This is a genomic window from Thioalkalivibrio sp. ALJ15, assembly GCF_000383695.1.
In the GTDB taxonomy this organism is placed as follows: Bacteria; Pseudomonadota; Gammaproteobacteria; order Ectothiorhodospirales; family Ectothiorhodospiraceae; genus Thioalkalivibrio.
The window spans coordinates 332,212-347,785 of the sequence record NZ_KB912056.1; the positions used below are offsets into that span (position 1 = coordinate 332,212).

Genomic DNA, 15,574 nt, shown 5'->3' on the forward strand with positions numbered 1-15,574 from the left:
TCATGGGCCGTGTCGCTGCAGACAGCAGGAGGCGGGGTTCGGGGCCGACGCGGGGTCAGACGTCGAGGAGCAGGCGTGCCGGGTCCTCGATTGCGTCCTTGATCGCGACGAGGAAGCGTACGGCGTCGGCGCCGTCGACCAGGCGGTGGTCGTAGGAGAGGGCGATATACATCATCGGCCGGACCACCACCTCGCCGCCCACCGCAACGGGGCGCTCCTTGATCGCGTGCATGCCGAGGATGGCGCTTTGTGGCGGGTTCACGATCGGGGTGGAGAACAGCGAGCCGAATACACCGCCGTTGGTGATCGTGAAGGTGCCGCCGCGCAGCTCGTCGATGTCCAGCTTGCCGTCGCTGGCGCGCTCCGCGAAGTCGCGGATGCGTCGCTCGATGTCGGCGACGCTGGCGTGGCCGGTATCACGCAGCACCGGCACCACCAGCCCGCGCGGCGAGGACACGGCGATGCCGATGTCGCTGAAATGGTGATAGACGATCTCCTCGCCATCCAGCGCGGCATTGATGATCGGGAAGCGCTCCAGCGCACGACTGGCAGCGGCCACGAACAGGCCCATGAAGCCCAGCTTGATCGAGTGGCGCTTCTCGAAGGTCTCCTTGTAGCGCGCGCGCAGGTCCATCGCCGCGGACATGTCGATCTCGTTGAAGGTCGTCAGCATCGCGGTGGACTGCTTGGCCTCCAGCAGCCGCTCGGCGATGCGCGCACGCAGGCGCGTCATCGGGACGCGTTCGATACTGCCGGCGGACGGCGCCCGCTCGCGCTCCGGGGCACGCCCCTGAGGCGACGCCGAAGAAGGCGCCTCGCTGCGGCGCGATCGGTCCGTCTGCACTCGCTCAACGTCCTCGCGCAGGATACGGCCGTCCTCGCCCGTGCCCTCGACCTCCTCGGCCTTGAGCCCGGCCTCCTGCAACAAGCGCCGCACGGACGGGCTGGGGGGCGGGGCGGCGCCACCGGAGCCGCCTTCGGGCACAACGTTCGCGGTGTCCCGGGCCTTGCCCCTGTCCTCGGCACGGGGTGACGAGGTCTTGTCATCGGACGATTCCCGAGCAGCCGGCTGTGAAGGTATCGAGGCCTCCTCCCCTTCCGACTCGGAGTCTTCCTCGGCCGCTTCATCGGCCGCGCCCAGGTAGGCGATCACCGCGTCGGTCTTCACGGTATCGCCCTCGCTGACCTCCAGCGCTGTCAGGGCCCCCGCAGACGGGGCGGAGACCTCGAGCACGACCTTGTCGGTCTCGAGCTCGGCGATCAGTTCATCGCGCTTGACCGTGTCGCCTGCCTTTTTGTGCAGGGCGACCACGGTCGCATCGGCAACGGACTCCGGGAGTTCGGGGACCTTGATCGGGGTGGGGTCGGGTGCCATCTCGCTTCCTTGTGCTGTGCGTCAGTGTTCAGGGCGTGGGGTGCGGGGTGTCGCGCGAGCTGATCGGGCCGAATGCCCGCTCGAGCAGATCCTTCAACTGCGCCTTGTGGACCTCCGGGTAGCCGACCGCCGGCGCGGCGGCCGGGGGTCGTGCGACCGCGTGCAGCGTCTGACCACGCACCGTCAGCAGTGGATTGATGCGCGGCGCCAGGAATCCCAGATAGCCCTGATTCTCCGGCTCGTCCTGCACCCAGACGAACTCCTCCGCGTGTGGGTAGCGCCCCAGCAGTTCGGTCAGGCGCTCCTCGGGGAACGGGTAGCTCTGCTCCAGGCGCAGGATTGCGACATCCCAGTGCTGGCCCTCGGACTGGCTTGTAGCCAGGTCATAGTAGATGCGGCCACTGGTCAGCAGCACCCGCTTGACGGCCTTGGGGTCCTCAATGCGCGCATCGTCGATCACCGTCTGGTACTGCCCGTGCGCCAGCGCCTCGAGATCGGAGACCGCATCCTGGTGCCGCAGCAGGCTCTTCGGCGTCATCACGATGAGCGGCTTGCGATAGGGGCGCACCATCTGCCGACGCAGCAGATGGAAGATCTGCGCGGGCGTGGTCGGCACACAGACCTGCATGTTCTCCTGAGCCGCCAGTTGCAGGAAGCGCTCGGGCCGGGCCGAGGAGTGCTCCGGGCCCTGCCCCTCGTAACCATGCGGCAATAGCAGCGTCAGCCCGCACAAACGGCCCCATTTCTGTTCGCCGGAGGAGATGAACTGGTCGATCACCACCTGCGCGCCGTTCACGAAGTCACCGAACTGCGCCTCCCAGACCACCAGGGCCTCCGGCGCGGCCGTTGCATAGCCGTACTCGAATGCGAGCACGCCTTCCTCGGACAGCAGCGAATCGATGACCAGGAAGCGCGGATGATCCGGGTCCAGCCGACGCAGCGGCACCAGCGCCTTCCCTGTCTCCTGGTCGTGCAACACCGCGTGGCGGTGGAAGAATGTGCCGCGCCCGGAGTCCTGGCCGGACAGGCGAATACGGTAGCCATCCTGGATCAGCGTGCCGTAGGCCAGCGTCTCGGCCGCGCCCCAGTCCAGCAGCTGATCGCCCGCGGCCATCGCCCGGCGGGCGTCGAGGATCTTCTGCACGCGCGGGTGGACCTGAAAGCCCTCCGGCGGTGTCGAGAGCTGGTCGAGCATACGCGACAGGCGCGCGCTCTCCACGCCCGTCTCCACGTCCTGATCCCAGGTCTGGTTCACATAGGGCGCCCAGTTGGTCGTGGTGCCATGCCCGTCGTCGTGCAGCGACAGGGCCACGGGCTCGCCGGCATCCAGGCGGCCGCGATAGGCCTCGACCGCCTCGTCCTGGGCCTTCTCTTCGGTCAGCCCGGCCTCGATCAGTGAGCGCGCGTATAGCTCGCGGGTGGTCGGCAGGTCGCGGATACGGCGGTACATGTGCGGCTGCGTGGCGGCCGGCTCGTCGGCCTCGTTGTGTCCTTGGCGGCGGTAGCAGACCAGGTCGATCACCACGTCCTTGCAGAAGCGCATGCGGTAATCCAGCGCGACCTGGGTGACAAACACCACAGCCTCGGGATCGTCGCCGTTCACGTGCAGGATCGGCGCGTTCACCATTTTGGCGACATCGGTCGCGTAATGCGTCGAACGGGCGTCTTTCAGGGTCGAAGTGGTAAACCCGACCTGGTTGTTCACCACCACGTGCACCGTGCCCTTGGTGGAAAACCCCCGGGTCTGGGACATGTTCAGGGTCTCCATGACCACGCCCTGGCCGGCGAACGCGGCATCGCCATGGATCACCACGGGCATCACCCGGTTGCCCTTCCGATCGGCTATGCGGACCTGGCGGGCGCGCACCGAGCCCTCGACGACGGGCGTCACGATCTCCAGATGCGAGGGGTTGAACGCCAGCGCCAGATGGACCGGACCGCCGGGCGTCTCGACATTCGAGGAGAAGCCCATGTGGTACTTGACGTCCCCGGTGCCACGATCGTCGCGCGGGCGGCCCTCGAACTCGCCGGCCAGATCCGCGGGGGCCTTGCCGAACAGGTTGACCAGCACGTTCAGGCGCCCGCGATGCGCCATGCCCAGCACGACCTCCTGCAGCCCGCGCGCACCGCCGCGCTGGACCAGGGCATTCAATAGCGGAATCAGGCTCTCCGCACCTTCCAGGGAGAAGCGCTTCTGTCCGACATAGCGCCGGTGCAGATAGCGCTCCAGCCCCTCGGCCGCCGTCAGGCGCTCGAGGATGGCCAGCCGCGTCTCGTCGCCAAAGCCGAAGTGGCCATGGGCCGACTCCAGCCGCTCCTGCAGCCAGCGTTTTTCCTCGGTCGCCGCGATGTGCATGTATTCGGCACCGATGCTCGCGCAGTAGGTCTCGCGCAGCACCCGCTCGATCGTGTCCAGCGACACCGGGCCCTCGATGAACAGGGAACCGGGATCGAACAGGATCTCCGGGCCGACCCGGTCCAGCCCGTGATACCCCCGACTCAGCTCCACCGGCGGCTCGGGGGCCTCCCGCTCCAGCGGATCCAGACGCGCCCCGAAGTGGCCCAGATAGCGATAGGAGTTGATGAACTGAAGCACCCGGATCTGCAACTGCTCATGGGCCAGATCCGGGCGATCGGTCGAACGACGCCGTTCCAGCCGCGGCGCACCCTCCAGCGAGCGGAAGTAGTCGGCCCAGGCCGGCGGCACCGACTCCGGGTCCTCGCGGTAGCGTTCCAGCAGGGTCTCGGCGAAAAGCAGGTTGTCCGGGTGCAGCTCCTGTCCGGAGACCGGCGTATCCAGCCGGTGCAGCGAGGGCATGTCATTCATTCGCGATGTTCCGATTGCGCGTGCGCGGTGTTGTTACTTGGGACCGTTCTCGGCTGCGAGGTTCCCCGCGCGGGGCCGATGAGGACTTTGCCCGAGAGTAGCGCGTTTGCGCGGCGGAAGGCACACGCCCCGCGTGCACAACGTGCGATTCCGGCCGGGTTTCCCTACCATTCGCGCATGGATGTCTCCCCCCTGCTCGATTCCCTGAACCCGGCCCAGCGCGAGGCCGTGGCGGCCCCGCCACAACCGCTGCTGGTGCTGGCCGGCGCCGGCTCCGGCAAGACCCGCGTGCTGGTGCACCGTATCGCCTGGCTGATCGGTGTGGAGGGCGTGGCCCCGCACAGCCTGCTGGCGGTTACCTTCACCAACAAGGCGGCGGCCGAGATGCGCGGGCGCATCGAGGCGCTGCTGGGGCACCCGGCGACCGGGCTGTGGGTCGGCACCTTCCACGGGCTGGCCCACCGTCTGCTGCGCCAGCACTGGCAGGACGCGCGGCTGCCGCAGGGCTTCCAGATCCTCGACTCCGACGACCAGCTGCGCATGGTCAAGCGCGTACTGCGCGGCCTAGAGCTGGACGAGGCGCGCTGGCCGCCGAAACAGGCGCAGTGGTACATCAATGCGCGCAAGGACGAGGGCTCGCGCCCGGAACACCTGCCGGATACCGGCGACCCGGTCGCCCGCCAGTGGGTGCGCGTCTACACCACCTACCAGCAGGCCTGCGAGCGTGCCGGGGTGGTGGATTTCGCCGAACTGATGCTGCGCTCGCTGGAGTTGCTGCGCGACAACAAGGCGCTGCTGGAGCACTACCGCACGCGCTTTCGCCATGTGCTGGTCGACGAGTTCCAGGACACCAACGACATCCAGTACGCCTGGCTGCGCCTGCTGGCCGGCGACAGCCCCGTGTTCGCGGTCGGCGACGACGACCAGTCCATCTACGGCTGGCGCGGCGCGAAGATCGAGAACATCCAGCACTTCCAGCAGGACTACCCGGGCACCCAGGTCGTGCGCCTGGAGCAGAACTACCGCTCCAGCGCCAACATCCTGAACGCCGCCAACGCACTGATCCGCCACAACTCCGGGCGTCTCGGCAAGGAGCTGTGGACCGAGGACACCGAAGGCGCCCCGGTGCGCCTGTACACCGCGCTGAACGAGCAGGAAGAGGCGCGCTTCATCGCCGAGACCATCGCCCGCCATGTGGACCAGGGCGGGCTGCATCGCGAGTGCGCGGTGCTGTATCGCTCCAACGCCCAGTCACGTGTACTGGAGGAGACCTTCATCGGTCGGCGTATGCCCTACCGGGTCTACGGCGGCCTGCGCTTCTTCGAGCGCCAGGAGATCCGCGACGCCCTGGCCTACCTGCGCCTGGCCGGCAACGGCGATGACGACGCCGCCTTCCTGCGCGTGGTCAATCAGCCGCCGCGCGGGATCGGCGAAAAGACCCTGGAGGGCCTGCGCGGGGCGGCCCAGGCGGCGGACACCAGCCTGCTGAAGGCGGCTGTCCATGCGGTCGACGCCGACGCGCTACCCGGCCGCGCGCGCAACGCGGTCGCCGGCTTCATCCAGCTGATCCACAGCCTGCAGCAGGAGCTGCCGCGCCAGCCGCTGGCCGATCAGGTGGAACAGGCGATCGAGCGCGCGCAGCTGCGCGAGCACTACAAGAAGGAGAAGGGCGAGCGCGGCGAGGCCCGCCTGGAGAACCTGGACGAACTGGTAGGCGCGGCGCGCGCCTTCGACATGGAGCCCACCGCCGAGAGCGAGGAAGGCGAAGGCAATCGCCTGACCGAGTTCCTCGCCCACGCCGCGCTGGAGGCCGGCGAGGGCGCAGCCGACCCGCACGAGGACGCGGTGCAGATGATGACCCTGCACTCCGCCAAGGGCCTCGAGTTCCCGCTGGTCTTCCTGACCGGCCTGGAAGAGGGCCTGTTCCCCAACTCGCGCTCGCTGGAGGAGCCGGGGCGACTGGAGGAGGAGCGCCGCCTGGCCTACGTCGGCATGACCCGCGCGGAGCAGGAGCTGTACCTGATCCACGCCGAGACCCGGCGCCTGTACGGGCGCGAGTCCTACAACGTTGCCTCGCGCTTTATCAACGAGATCCCGGAAGAGGCCCTGGAGGTGCTGCGCCCGCAGGCCTCGCCGTTTGGTGCGGGGCGCTTTGCCGCCAGCCGCCAGCGCACCGCGGGCTTTGGGTCGCTGGATACCTCAGATGCCGCGGCCCGCGACAATGGTCTGTCGATCGGGGCCCGCGTGCACCATGCGAAATTCGGCGAGGGCCTGATCACCCAGTTCGAGGGCTCGGGCAACTCGGCACGGGTGCAGGTGAACTTCGCCCACGCGGGTTCCAAATGGCTGGTACTCGGATTCGCCAAGCTCGAGGTCCTGGGCCAGCACTAAAAAGCCCCGCCGAGGCGGGGCTTGAGACTGCCTTCAGCGGCGCCGGTTACTCGATCTTGATGTAGGCGAATCCCTTCTCGTTCTGCAGCTCGGCGATACGTACCACGCCCGAGGGCACCATCTCGACGTTGTCGTACACCAGGTCTTCGTCGAGATTGATCTGACTACGGGTGATCTCGCACAGCTCCAGTTTCACTCCGTGAGAACTGACCAGGCTGGACAGGCGACCACGCAGCTCATCGCGCTGCTCCTGGAGCTCCTCATCAGCCTCGAAGGGCGAGCCGTCGAGGTCGTCATCGGTCAGGAAACGGATGCCGTGCGCGACGAACACGATGCGCACATCCACGTCCATGAACTCGTCCTGGTAGTGCGTCATCATATTGTTGATGCTGGTCAGCATCGCGGAGAAACGCCGGGGATCGGCGAAATCGGCGTGATATACCACCTTGGCCTCGGGCTCCATGGCCTCGGCACGGGGCGTGAACGCCAACGCGGCGAACAGCAGACCCGTCAGCATCAGGGCCATCGCAAAACCGGGCAGGCGTGCCATTCGAACGGCGCGGGGGAGCGGAAACATCGTGGTTCTCCTTGTGGGGTTGTCGTGTCTTATACAGTAGACGCCACGACCCCGCGACGCCATCCAGAACCCCAGCGGCACAAGGTTGACGCGAACCGGGGCCAGCGGTATGCTCTGCCGCCTTTTCCAGAACCTAGCGCATCAACGCGAGGGAAGTACTTTGGCGAATATTGCTTCTGCCCGTAAACGGGCCCGTCAGGCGGTCAAAAATCGCGCTCACAACGTGGCGCTTCGCTCCCGTTTCCGTACGGCCATGAAGGCCGTACTGAAGCCGCTGCAGCAGGGCGATGCCCAGGCAGCCAGCGAGGCCTACAAGAAGGCCGTGCCGGTCATCGACGCGACCGTGAGCAAGGGGCTGATCCACCGGAACAAGGCGGCGCGCCACAAGAGCCGCCTGAACGCCCGCATCCGCGACCTGGCCCAGGGCTAAATGCCCCGGCCGTTCGGGGCCCAGCCCCGAACGGGATTGCCTGCCAAGCCGCGCCCGGACATGATCCGGGCGCGGCTTTTTGCGTGGCTCGCTTCAGGAAAACATGGCAGCCGCGGCAGCTGGGCGCGAACCGCGAACTTGGTTACTCGGAGAGCACGCGGGCGCCGCCCTCGCCACGCGGGTCGGAGGCTGCCTCCAGCCGCCCTTCCCCGCGCTCCCACAGGATCGCCTGCATGTCGCCGAAGGGGCGCACCTGAGGCACCAGGCGGTGGCCGCGCGACACCAGTTGCCCGCGCGTTTCCATATCGAATGCACTGGTCTCGTGTTCCACGCGATCCGGCAGGTACTGGTGGTGATAGCGCGGCTGCTCCACGATCGCCTCCGCATCCAGGCCCTCCACCACACCCAGAATGCCGTGCAGCACCATGGTGATGATACGGCTGCCGCCCGGGGTGCCCAGGATCGCCACGCGATCATCGGTCTCGACAAAGGTCGGGCTCATGCTCGACAAGGGCCGCCGATACGGGGCAATCGCATTCGCCTCAAAACCGATCAGCCCGTAGGCATTGGGCTCGCCCGGCTTGGCCGAGAAGTCGTCCATCTCGTTGTTCAGCAGGACCCCGGTGCCGGGCACCACATAGCCGGAGCCGAACGGGTAGTTCAACGTCAGCGTGGCGGCCACGCGGTTACCGTCGGCGTCGATCACGGAGAAATGGGTCGTCTCCGGGCTCTCGGTGGCCTGCGCCGGGTCCGGGACATCCGCCTGCGGGTCCACCGATAGCGGCAGGTAGCGGCTGGGCGTGGCCTCGTCCGGGTGGATGGTCGCGCGCAACCCTGCCGCGTAGTCGCGCGACAACAACCGCTCCAGCGGCATGTCGACATGGTCCGGATCGCCCAGGTACTCGGCACGATCACGGTAGGCGCGGCGCATCGCCTCGATGGTCAGATGCGCGCGCAGGTCCGGGGCCAGCTCTTCGAGGTCGTAGAACGAGAGGATGTTCAGGATTTGCCCCAGGGCGACGCCGCCCGAGGACGGCGGCGAGGCCGTGGTAATCCGTGCACCCCGATATTCGATGTGGATCGGGTCGCGCTCGACGGCCTCGTAGCCCTCAAGGTCTTCCAGCGTCCAGATGCCGCCGGCCTCGCGCACCCCTTCGACCAGGCGCCCGGCCAGGGCGCCGGTATAGAAACCGTCGCGACCCTCTTCGGCCAAGAGACGCAGGGTGTCGGCCAGATCCGGCTGCACCAGGCGCATGCCCGCGTCGGGCACGCCGCCGTTGTCGAGGAAAATCTGCGCCGCATCGGCGCCATCCCGCAGCGCCTGGTGGCGGAAGCTGGCCATCTGGTTGTAACGGCTGCCCACCTCGACCCCGTCCTCGGCCAGGCGGATGGCCGGCTCCAGCGCATCGCCAAGCGGGAGGCTGCCGTAGTGGCGGGACAGGTGGTCGATCCCGGCGGGCATGCCGGGGATCCCGGCGGCGAGGACCCCGTCGAGCGAAAGACCCTCGACCACCTCGCCATCGTCGTCCAGGTACATGTCGCGATGCGCCTCGCCCGGAGCGGTCTCGCGGGCGTCCAGCATCACGCTGCGATCATTCGCCGCGTCGTAGAGCAGAAAGAACCCACCGCCGCCGAGGCCGGAACCATAGGGCTCGGCCACACCCAGGGCCGCTGTTACAGCGACGGCGGCATCGAACGCGTTGCCCCCGGCGGCGAGGATACGCTCGCCCGCCGCAGTGGCCTCCGGGTGGGCGGAGGCCACTGCCCCCTGGCCGGGCCCCTCGGCCTGAACGGGTGCCGCCAGCAGGGTGGCAGCCAGGGCGGCGGGGAGCAGGCGCGCGAGCATCGTTACGCGCCCATCAGCTTCTCGTACTTCGCCTGTAGCTGCTCGCGTGTTTCCTTGCGGTCAGGGTCCAGCGGGATGCAATCGACCGGGCAGACATCCTGGCACTGCGGTTCGTCGTAATGCCCGACGCACTCGGTGCAGCGCTCCGGGTCGATCTCGTAGATCTCGTCACCGGGATAGATGGCCTCGTTCGGGCACTCGGGCTCGCAGACATCGCAGTTGATGCATTCGTCGGTGATCATCAGAGCCATGGGGTTGTCCTCGTATCCAGTCGCAGGGCCCGGCTAGCGGGTCTCGCCGTTTTGTTCGGCCAGCATGCGCGCCACGCCGGGGCTTACGAATTTTGAGACGTCACCGCCCAAACGGGCGATTTCCCGTACCAGACTGGAGGAGACAAAGCTGTATTCCTCCGCCGGCGTCAGGAACAGCGTTTCGACCTCGGGGGCCAGCTGACGGTTCATGGCCGCCAGCTGAAATTCGTGCTCGAAATCGGATACCGCGCGCAGGCCGCGCAGGATCACGTTGGCCCCCTGGGCATGAACGAACTTGGCCAGCAGCACGTTGAAGCCCTGAACCTCGACCCCGTCGATCCCCTTCACTGCCTCTTCGGCCAGCGCGACGCGCCTCTCCAGGGGAAAGGCTGGCCCCTTGTTCGGGTTGGCGGCCACCGCGATCACCACACGATCGAACAGACGCGCGGCTCGGCGCACGATATCCGTGTGCCCGTGGGTGATTGGGTCGAAGGTGCCGGGGTAGATCGCAGTGACTTGGGACATGCCAACAGCCAGCAGGGAACAAGGCCCGTATTAGACCGCAAGGGGTGGGGGCAAACCAAACACCCCCACCCGGGCATGTTCGGAAATCGCCGGGCCAGGCTTTACACTGCCCCGTCTCGTCCACCGCCGCCAAGGGCTACCGATGACCGATGACTACCGTCCGCCGCTCGCCGATTACTGGGACCAGCTCGAGGCCCGCTACGGGGGCGGGTTCAACTTCCACCAGATCTCGCGCGAGGAACTGGCGCAACTGGTCGAGCACCTGCGCCACGCCGTGAAGGAAGACCCGCAAGTCACGGACGTCGAGAAACAGAACCTCGGGCTGGTCCTCAAGCACGCCGAACAAACCCTGGAGAAGCGCAAGGCCTGACGGGCCGCCCGCTACTCCTGCGGCGCGCGTGCTTCCAGCGCCGCGGGGCAGGGCGGAAGGGCGCGACACTGATCGCCGTCGTCAGGCGCCCCGGCCGCCGCCCCCAGGGTAGGCGCATAGCTCCCGGGACCGGCCAGTTCACCCGCGCAACTGGCAGCCTCGCGGGCCTGCTCGCCGCACTGGCGGGCAATCAGCACATGGGCCAGGTTGTTCCAGCCCTCGTGCCGTTGCGGGTCCCGTTCGATCAACTGGCGCAGCGTGTCCTCCGCCGTTAGCAGGTCGCCCTGGGCGAAGGCCACATTCGCCCGCCCGACATAGCCGATCGGGTGTTCCGGCCAGCGCTCCATCGCGGTCTGATATCCCGTGGCGGCCGGGCCCAGACGCCCCACCTGCTCCAGTTCGTTCACGGCCCGCAGCCAGCGCAGCGGCTCGGCCGTGGCCGGCAGCTGATCCGGCTCGGTCACCAGGAAGGCCCAGCGATCGCCGCGCGCCCAGGTGCGCTCGAAGCGGGCGAACGAATTCACGTGGCGCTCGATAGGCCCGCTGCGCAGATACACCTCGCGCTCCTCCAGGTCGTAACCCATCACCACGGCAAAGTGCCATTCGGGGAACATCGCGACCCCGAGGTTCTGGAACACCACCACCGGGTTACCCTCGGCCACCTCGCGCAGGATGGACTCCAGCTGCGGCTCGACGCGGTAGGCGACTAGGTCACGGGCACGCGCGGCGGCACGCATCTCGGCCTGCAGACTGCCCTCGCGAGCCGGGATGTAGACCTCGTCGATCAGTTCTTCCAGCGAGGTGTCGATCCCGCGCGAGCCCAGTACGGTGGCCAGCGCCGCCGGACCACACTGGTAATCCTCCTGCGGGAAGAACGGGGTGTCTTCCAGCTCCACGCGGGTCGGGATGTCTTCCGGGGCCTGACTGGAGAGCTGCGCGCTCTGTGGCGCCGTGGCGCAGCCACTAAGCCAGAGCACGGCCAACAGGCCGCAAACGAGCGCGGCGAGCCCGGAGGCTCGCCGCCAGTACGCAGGCGTCATGAGAGACCTAGCGTTCGCGGGCGGGGCCAACAAACGAGAAGATGTCGGTCACGCCGACCGCGTCCAGGATCACGAGCACGACGAACACGATGGCAACCACGCCGACCACGCCGGCGGCACCGGCCGGATCGGTTTCCATGCGGGCCTCGAGGTGGGCCAGCTCTTCAGGGGTCAGGCGGGCGACGCGCTCCTGGGCCCGGTCGGGGTCCACGCCCATCTCGACCAGCTTCTCGCGAACGGCCTGATCATCCAGCTGCTTGAGCAGCTGAGCGCGGGTGTCATCCGCGCTGGCCTGCTGGATCATGGAGCCGGTGTCCAGCATTCCCGCACCGGCAAAGGCCGGGGTCGCGGGCAGCAGGGCCAGCGCCATTGCGATCAGGAAAGCGGCCGGGGCGGACAACCAACGACGATGCGGTGCGTGGGACATGGTCGAACTCCTTTTTCGATTGAACAGGGCCGGCAATCCGCCGGGGTGACACCACTTAAGTGTACCCGCCGGCACCTGCTCGCCAAGCCCCGGGCCGCTCATTTTTTCGCGCCCGGTCACGCTATCAAGCCCCGGTCAGGGAAACGCGGACCACGAAACGCGAGCTGGCTCAACTCTCTTCGGGCGGATCGACCTTTTCGATCTCGTACTCGAGCACTTCGACCGAACGCGCCCAGGCCCCGCCGCAGACGCTGTCGTCACGCGTGCGCTCACGCATGTCGCCCGGCGCAATCGTGCCGAAGCGACGCACCGTGGTGCGTACGTCATCGTCGAGCTCGCCGGGGCAGGTGTAGGCCGTCTTGGTCACGGTTACATCGACGTAGTCATCGCTCTCGTTCACGACGCGCCACTCACCGCGGACGTTGTCGCAGCCATGATCGCGCAGCCGGTATTCGACCTTGATATCGTCGGGCGAACCGTCGGCCGCCAGCCAGTAAGCACCTTGGGCCGACACCGTGCCCGGGGCGGCGAAAGCCCCCATCAAGGCGACGGCCGCAAAGCCCGCCAGCGTCCGGTTCAGGGTTTGGCTCTTCATGATCTCCTCCACAGTCTCTGGACTTCGGCTGGCCCTCTTGCGTGGCCTTTATCACAGATTAGACGCCCGGCTTGCACTGGCTACTCCGTTTCCGGGTAGCACACGGGGTTTTTCCGCCCACAGGCGCCTTGTACATTGCTCATCATGCCGCCTTCGCCTGAAACGCAGATGAATGAAGTCGTCCTGGAGTCGACCCTGACCTGCCCCGAATGCGGGCACGAGAAAGGGGAAACCATGCCTACCGATGCCTGCCAGTGGTTCTACGAGTGCACCGGCTGCGGTGCCCTGCTGAGGCCGTTGCCGGGCGATTGCTGCGTCTTCTGTTCCTACGGAACCGTGCCCTGCCCACCCATCCAGCAAGAAGGCCCCGGCAGCTGCTGCGGGCCGAACAAAGCACCCGAGCAGCAGGCAGGCGACACTAGTCCGTGTTGACCTCGTACGGCGGGCAGCGCTTGGGCAAGAGCTCGCCGCGGATGCGCGGGTAGCAGGGCAGGCCGCGCTCGAACGGCGGAGCGTCCTCGCCCTGGATCAGCGGGCGCAGGTAGTCGCGTGCGTCCTGAGTAATGCCGTAGCCATCCGGGGTGATGTAGTTGCGCGGCATGCCCTGCTCGATATCGGCGACGGTCTCCAGCGGGGTAAAGCCGATGCTCCAGCGATAGGGCTTGCTGGAGTCACGCCGGATGATCGGCATGAAGGCATCCTCGCCGGCGACCACCCCCTCCACCGCCGCGCGGCCACAGGCATAGGCCTGCTCCACGTCCACCTTCGACGCGATATGGCGCGCGGCACGCTGGATGTAGTCCACCACCGCCCAGTGCAGCTTGTGCCCGGTCTTTTCGCGGATCAGCTCGGCAAGGCGCGGGGCGGCACCGCCGAGCTGGGTGTAGGCATAGACATCGTGGCTCTGCGCGACCGAGAACAAGCCACCGTCGGGATTCTTCAGCCCCTCGGAAACGACCACCACGCAATACCCGTGACGTTCGATGGTGCGGTTCAGATGATCCAGGAAGTCGTCCTGATCGAACGGGACCTCGGCGAACAGGATCAGCATCGGCGGCTGGCCGTCGAACTCCTGCGCCAGCGCCGCCGCGGCCGCCAGCCAGCCAGCATGGCGCCCCATCACCTCCATCACGAACACCTTGGTGGAACTGGTGTGCATGGACTCGACGTCCAGGCTGGCCTCGCGCACCACGGTGGCGATGAACTTGGCGGCGGAACCAAAGCCCGGGCTGGAGTCGGTCACGGCAAGGTCGTTGTCGATCGTCTTGGGCACGCCAATCGCCTTGATCGGAAAGCCCATGCGCTCGCCCATCTTCGCGATCTTCAAGGCGGTATCCATGGAGCCGCCACCGCCGTTGTAGAAGAAGGTGCCGATGTCATGGGCGCGGAAGACTTCGACCAGGCGCTCGTATTGTTGCGGGTCCTTGTCGGGGTCACCCAGATCGAAGCGGCAGGAACCGAACGCACCGCCCGGCGTATGGCGCAGGGCGGCCAGGGTCAGCGGGTCCTCGTGGTCGAGGTCGATGATCTCTTCGCGCAGGACGCCCAGGATGCCGTCCCGCGCCGCATAGATCTTGCCGAAATGGGCCGGGTGGGCGCGGACCGCCTCGATTACCCCCCAGGCGCTGGCGTTAATGACAGCGGTGACCCCGCCCGACTGGGCGTACAGCGCGTTCTGGGGCATGCGAATCCTCCATGTTTTTGTTGGACCCCGAAGGCCGAGCAAGCACAGTGCCAGGCCGGTCACGCCACGATCAGTGCTGCGGATCGGCCCCTCCGGGTGCTTTTGCTACACTATGCCGCCTTTGACACCCGGCGCGCCGGGGCCGTTCGCCCCGCGACGGGGCTGCTGTGCCCCATTTCGCGCCGTGTCGCCCGATTCACAACAGCATCAGGATTGCATCATGCATATCGGCACCACTCTGACCAACTGCATCATCGAAACCCAGCGCGGCATCCAGGGCGCAACCGGCGAATTCACCGGTCTGCTGAACGACATCTCCGTGGCGTGCAAGAAGATCTCCGACCTCGTCGACAAGGGTGATCTGGTCGGCGTGCTCGGCTCCGCCGGCTCCGAGAACGTGCAGGGCGAGACGCAGAAGAAGCTCGACATCATCACCAACGAGGTGTTCATCGAGAGCCTGAGCCACAACGGCCACGCCGCCGGCCTGGCCTCCGAGGAGATGGACGAGATCTGCGAGATGCCGGCCAACGAGCCGCGCGGCCACTACCTGGTCCTGTTCGATCCGCTGGACGGCTCCTCGAACATCGACGTGAACGTCTCCGTCGGCACGATCTTCTCCATCCTGAAGGCCCCGGAAGGCGTCACCGATCCCAAGACCGAGGACTTCCTGCAGCCGGGCACCAAGCAGGTCGCCGCCGGCTACTGCCTGTACGGCCCGTCCACCATGATGGTGATGACCACCGGCCAGGGCGTGAAGATGTTCACCCTGGACAAGGACTTCGGCGAGTTCCTGCTGACCAAGGACAGCGTGCAGATCCCGGAAGACACCCAGGAGTTCGCGATCAACATGTCCAACAGCCGCTTCTGGGAGGCCCCGGTCAAGCGCTACATCGACGAATGCCTGGCCGGCAAGGAAGGCGAGCGCGGCAAGGACTTCAACATGCGTTGGGTAGCCTCCATGGTCGCCGAGGTGCACCGCATCCTGTGCCGCGGCGGGGTGTTCATGTACCCGATGGATACGAAGATGCAGGCCAAGGGCACGACCGGCAAGCTGCGCCTGATGTACGAGGCCAACCCGATGAGCTTCATCGTCGAACAGGCCGGCGGTGCCGCCACCACCGGGCGCGAGCGCATCATGGACATCAGCCCCGAGGGCATCCACCAGCGCGTGCCGGTGGTCCTGGGCGCGAAGAACGAAGTGGAGCGCATCACCGGCTACCACAACGAGGGCTGATC

15 protein-coding genes are annotated in these 15,574 nt (G+C 67.1%); 5 read left to right on the forward strand and 10 right to left on the reverse strand.

What is annotated here, in order from left to right; all coding sequences use genetic code 11:
• Positions 1–55: 55 nt before the first annotated feature.
• Entirely contained in the window at positions 56–1,375 is a 1,320-nt protein-coding gene (gene odhB / locus G015_RS0101595) for a 2-oxoglutarate dehydrogenase complex dihydrolipoyllysine-residue succinyltransferase (protein ID WP_020146057.1), read from the reverse strand.
• A gap of 28 nt (positions 1,376–1,403) precedes the next feature.
• On the reverse strand, positions 1,404–4,202 hold the full coding sequence (locus tag G015_RS0101600; RefSeq protein WP_020146058.1) for a 2-oxoglutarate dehydrogenase E1 component: 2,799 nt from the start codon (positions 4,200–4,202) through the stop codon (positions 1,404–1,406).
• A 177-nt stretch (positions 4,203–4,379) separates the two neighbouring features.
• On the opposite strand from G015_RS0101600, the gene uvrD reads away from it, so the two are divergent.
• Positions 4,380–6,593 (forward strand): DNA helicase II, encoded by a 2,214-nt coding sequence (gene uvrD / locus G015_RS0101605; protein ID WP_018175124.1) that lies wholly within the window; start codon positions 4,380–4,382, stop codon positions 6,591–6,593.
• A gap of 46 nt (positions 6,594–6,639) precedes the next feature.
• Here the strand turns inward: uvrD and G015_RS0101610 are convergent, their stop codons facing one another.
• The gene (locus tag G015_RS0101610) at positions 6,640–7,170 is read right to left on the reverse strand and encodes a DsrE family protein (RefSeq protein ID WP_038049811.1); all 531 of its coding nucleotides are present in this window, start codon (positions 7,168–7,170) and stop codon (positions 6,640–6,642) included.
• Between the two features lie 160 nt (positions 7,171–7,330).
• Between G015_RS0101610 and rpsT the strand changes: the two genes are divergently transcribed.
• Positions 7,331–7,600, forward strand: a complete 270-nt coding sequence (gene rpsT / locus G015_RS0101615) for a 30S ribosomal protein S20 (RefSeq protein WP_018863226.1) — start codon at positions 7,331–7,333, stop codon at positions 7,598–7,600.
• A gap of 142 nt (positions 7,601–7,742) precedes the next feature.
• On the opposite strand, the gene ggt is transcribed toward rpsT, so the two are convergent.
• Genes ggt through coaD form a run of 3 tightly spaced genes read right to left on the reverse strand, consistent with a single transcriptional unit; the run spans position 7,743 to position 10,222 of the window.
• The gene (ggt, locus tag G015_RS0101620) at positions 7,743–9,446 is read right to left on the reverse strand and encodes a gamma-glutamyltransferase (RefSeq protein ID WP_018139833.1); all 1,704 of its coding nucleotides are present in this window, start codon (positions 9,444–9,446) and stop codon (positions 7,743–7,745) included.
• A gap of 2 nt (positions 9,447–9,448) precedes the next feature.
• Positions 9,449–9,697, reverse strand: coding sequence for a YfhL family 4Fe-4S dicluster ferredoxin (locus G015_RS0101625; RefSeq protein ID WP_012981508.1), 249 nt, complete (start codon positions 9,695–9,697; stop codon positions 9,449–9,451).
• Positions 9,698–9,730: 33 nt separating this feature from the next.
• Positions 9,731–10,222 (reverse strand): pantetheine-phosphate adenylyltransferase, encoded by a 492-nt coding sequence (gene coaD, locus G015_RS0101630; RefSeq protein WP_020146059.1) that lies wholly within the window; start codon positions 10,220–10,222, stop codon positions 9,731–9,733.
• 142 nt (positions 10,223–10,364) lie between these two features.
• Here coaD and G015_RS0101635 point away from each other — a divergent pair, with 142 nt between their 5' ends.
• Positions 10,365–10,592: a hypothetical protein gene (locus G015_RS0101635; protein ID WP_018139831.1), complete on the forward strand. Its 228-nt coding sequence runs from the start codon at positions 10,365–10,367 to the stop codon at positions 10,590–10,592.
• A gap of 11 nt (positions 10,593–10,603) precedes the next feature.
• Here the strand turns inward: G015_RS0101635 and G015_RS0101640 are convergent, their stop codons facing one another.
• The 3 genes from G015_RS0101640 to G015_RS0101650 all read right to left on the reverse strand — a co-directional run bounded on the left by G015_RS0101640 (position 10,604) and on the right by G015_RS0101650 (position 12,666).
• Positions 10,604–11,632: a PA2778 family cysteine peptidase gene (locus tag G015_RS0101640; protein ID WP_038049981.1), complete on the reverse strand. Its 1,029-nt coding sequence runs from the start codon at positions 11,630–11,632 to the stop codon at positions 10,604–10,606.
• 7 nt (positions 11,633–11,639) lie between these two features.
• Positions 11,640–12,059 carry a PA2779 family protein gene (locus G015_RS0101645; protein ID WP_018139829.1) on the reverse strand — a complete coding sequence of 140 codons (420 nt, stop codon included), beginning with the start codon at positions 12,057–12,059 and terminating at the stop codon, positions 11,640–11,642.
• Between the two features lie 169 nt (positions 12,060–12,228).
• Positions 12,229–12,666, reverse strand: coding sequence for a hypothetical protein (locus tag G015_RS0101650; RefSeq protein WP_018139828.1), 438 nt, complete (start codon positions 12,664–12,666; stop codon positions 12,229–12,231).
• 156 nt (positions 12,667–12,822) lie between these two features.
• Between G015_RS0101650 and G015_RS13845 the strand changes: the two genes are divergently transcribed.
• Positions 12,823–13,086, forward strand: coding sequence for a GDCCVxC domain-containing (seleno)protein (locus G015_RS13845; protein ID WP_083925114.1), 264 nt, complete (start codon positions 12,823–12,825; stop codon positions 13,084–13,086).
• On the opposite strand, the gene G015_RS0101655 is transcribed toward G015_RS13845, so the two are convergent.
• On the reverse strand, positions 13,073–14,338 hold the full coding sequence (locus tag G015_RS0101655) for a 6-phosphofructokinase (protein ID WP_018139827.1): 1,266 nt from the start codon (positions 14,336–14,338) through the stop codon (positions 13,073–13,075). The genes G015_RS13845 and G015_RS0101655 overlap by 14 nt on opposite strands.
• Positions 14,339–14,558: 220 nt before the next feature.
• Between G015_RS0101655 and G015_RS0101660 the strand changes: the two genes are divergently transcribed.
• Positions 14,559–15,572 carry a class 1 fructose-bisphosphatase gene (locus G015_RS0101660; protein ID WP_018139826.1) on the forward strand — a complete coding sequence of 338 codons (1,014 nt, stop codon included), beginning with the start codon at positions 14,559–14,561 and terminating at the stop codon, positions 15,570–15,572.
• Positions 15,573–15,574 lie beyond the last annotated feature (2 nt).

Coding starts and splice junctions, on each gene's coding strand:
- odhB (WP_020146057.1), bottom strand. CDS start 1,375: ATGGCACCCGACCCCACCCCGATCAAGGTCCCCGAACTCCCGGAGTCC.
- G015_RS0101600 (WP_020146058.1), bottom strand. CDS start 4,202: ATGAATGACATGCCCTCGCTGCACCGGCTGGATACGCCGGTCTCCGGA.
- uvrD (WP_018175124.1), top strand. CDS start 4,380: ATGGATGTCTCCCCCCTGCTCGATTCCCTGAACCCGGCCCAGCGCGAG.
- G015_RS0101610 (WP_038049811.1), bottom strand. CDS start 7,170: ATGTTTCCGCTCCCCCGCGCCGTTCGAATGGCACGCCTGCCCGGTTTT.
- ggt (WP_018139833.1), bottom strand. CDS start 9,446: ATGCTCGCGCGCCTGCTCCCCGCCGCCCTGGCTGCCACCCTGCTGGCG.
- G015_RS0101625 (WP_012981508.1), bottom strand. CDS start 9,697: ATGGCTCTGATGATCACCGACGAATGCATCAACTGCGATGTCTGCGAG.
- coaD (WP_020146059.1), bottom strand. CDS start 10,222: ATGTCCCAAGTCACTGCGATCTACCCCGGCACCTTCGACCCAATCACC.
- G015_RS0101635 (WP_018139831.1), top strand. CDS start 10,365: ATGACCGATGACTACCGTCCGCCGCTCGCCGATTACTGGGACCAGCTC.
- G015_RS0101640 (WP_038049981.1), bottom strand. CDS start 11,632: ATGACGCCTGCGTACTGGCGGCGAGCCTCCGGGCTCGCCGCGCTCGTT.
- G015_RS0101645 (WP_018139829.1), bottom strand. CDS start 12,059: ATGTCCCACGCACCGCATCGTCGTTGGTTGTCCGCCCCGGCCGCTTTC.
- G015_RS13845 (WP_083925114.1), top strand. CDS start 12,823: ATGAATGAAGTCGTCCTGGAGTCGACCCTGACCTGCCCCGAATGCGGG.
- G015_RS0101655 (WP_018139827.1), bottom strand. CDS start 14,338: ATGCCCCAGAACGCGCTGTACGCCCAGTCGGGCGGGGTCACCGCTGTC.
- G015_RS0101660 (WP_018139826.1), top strand. CDS start 14,559: ATGCATATCGGCACCACTCTGACCAACTGCATCATCGAAACCCAGCGC.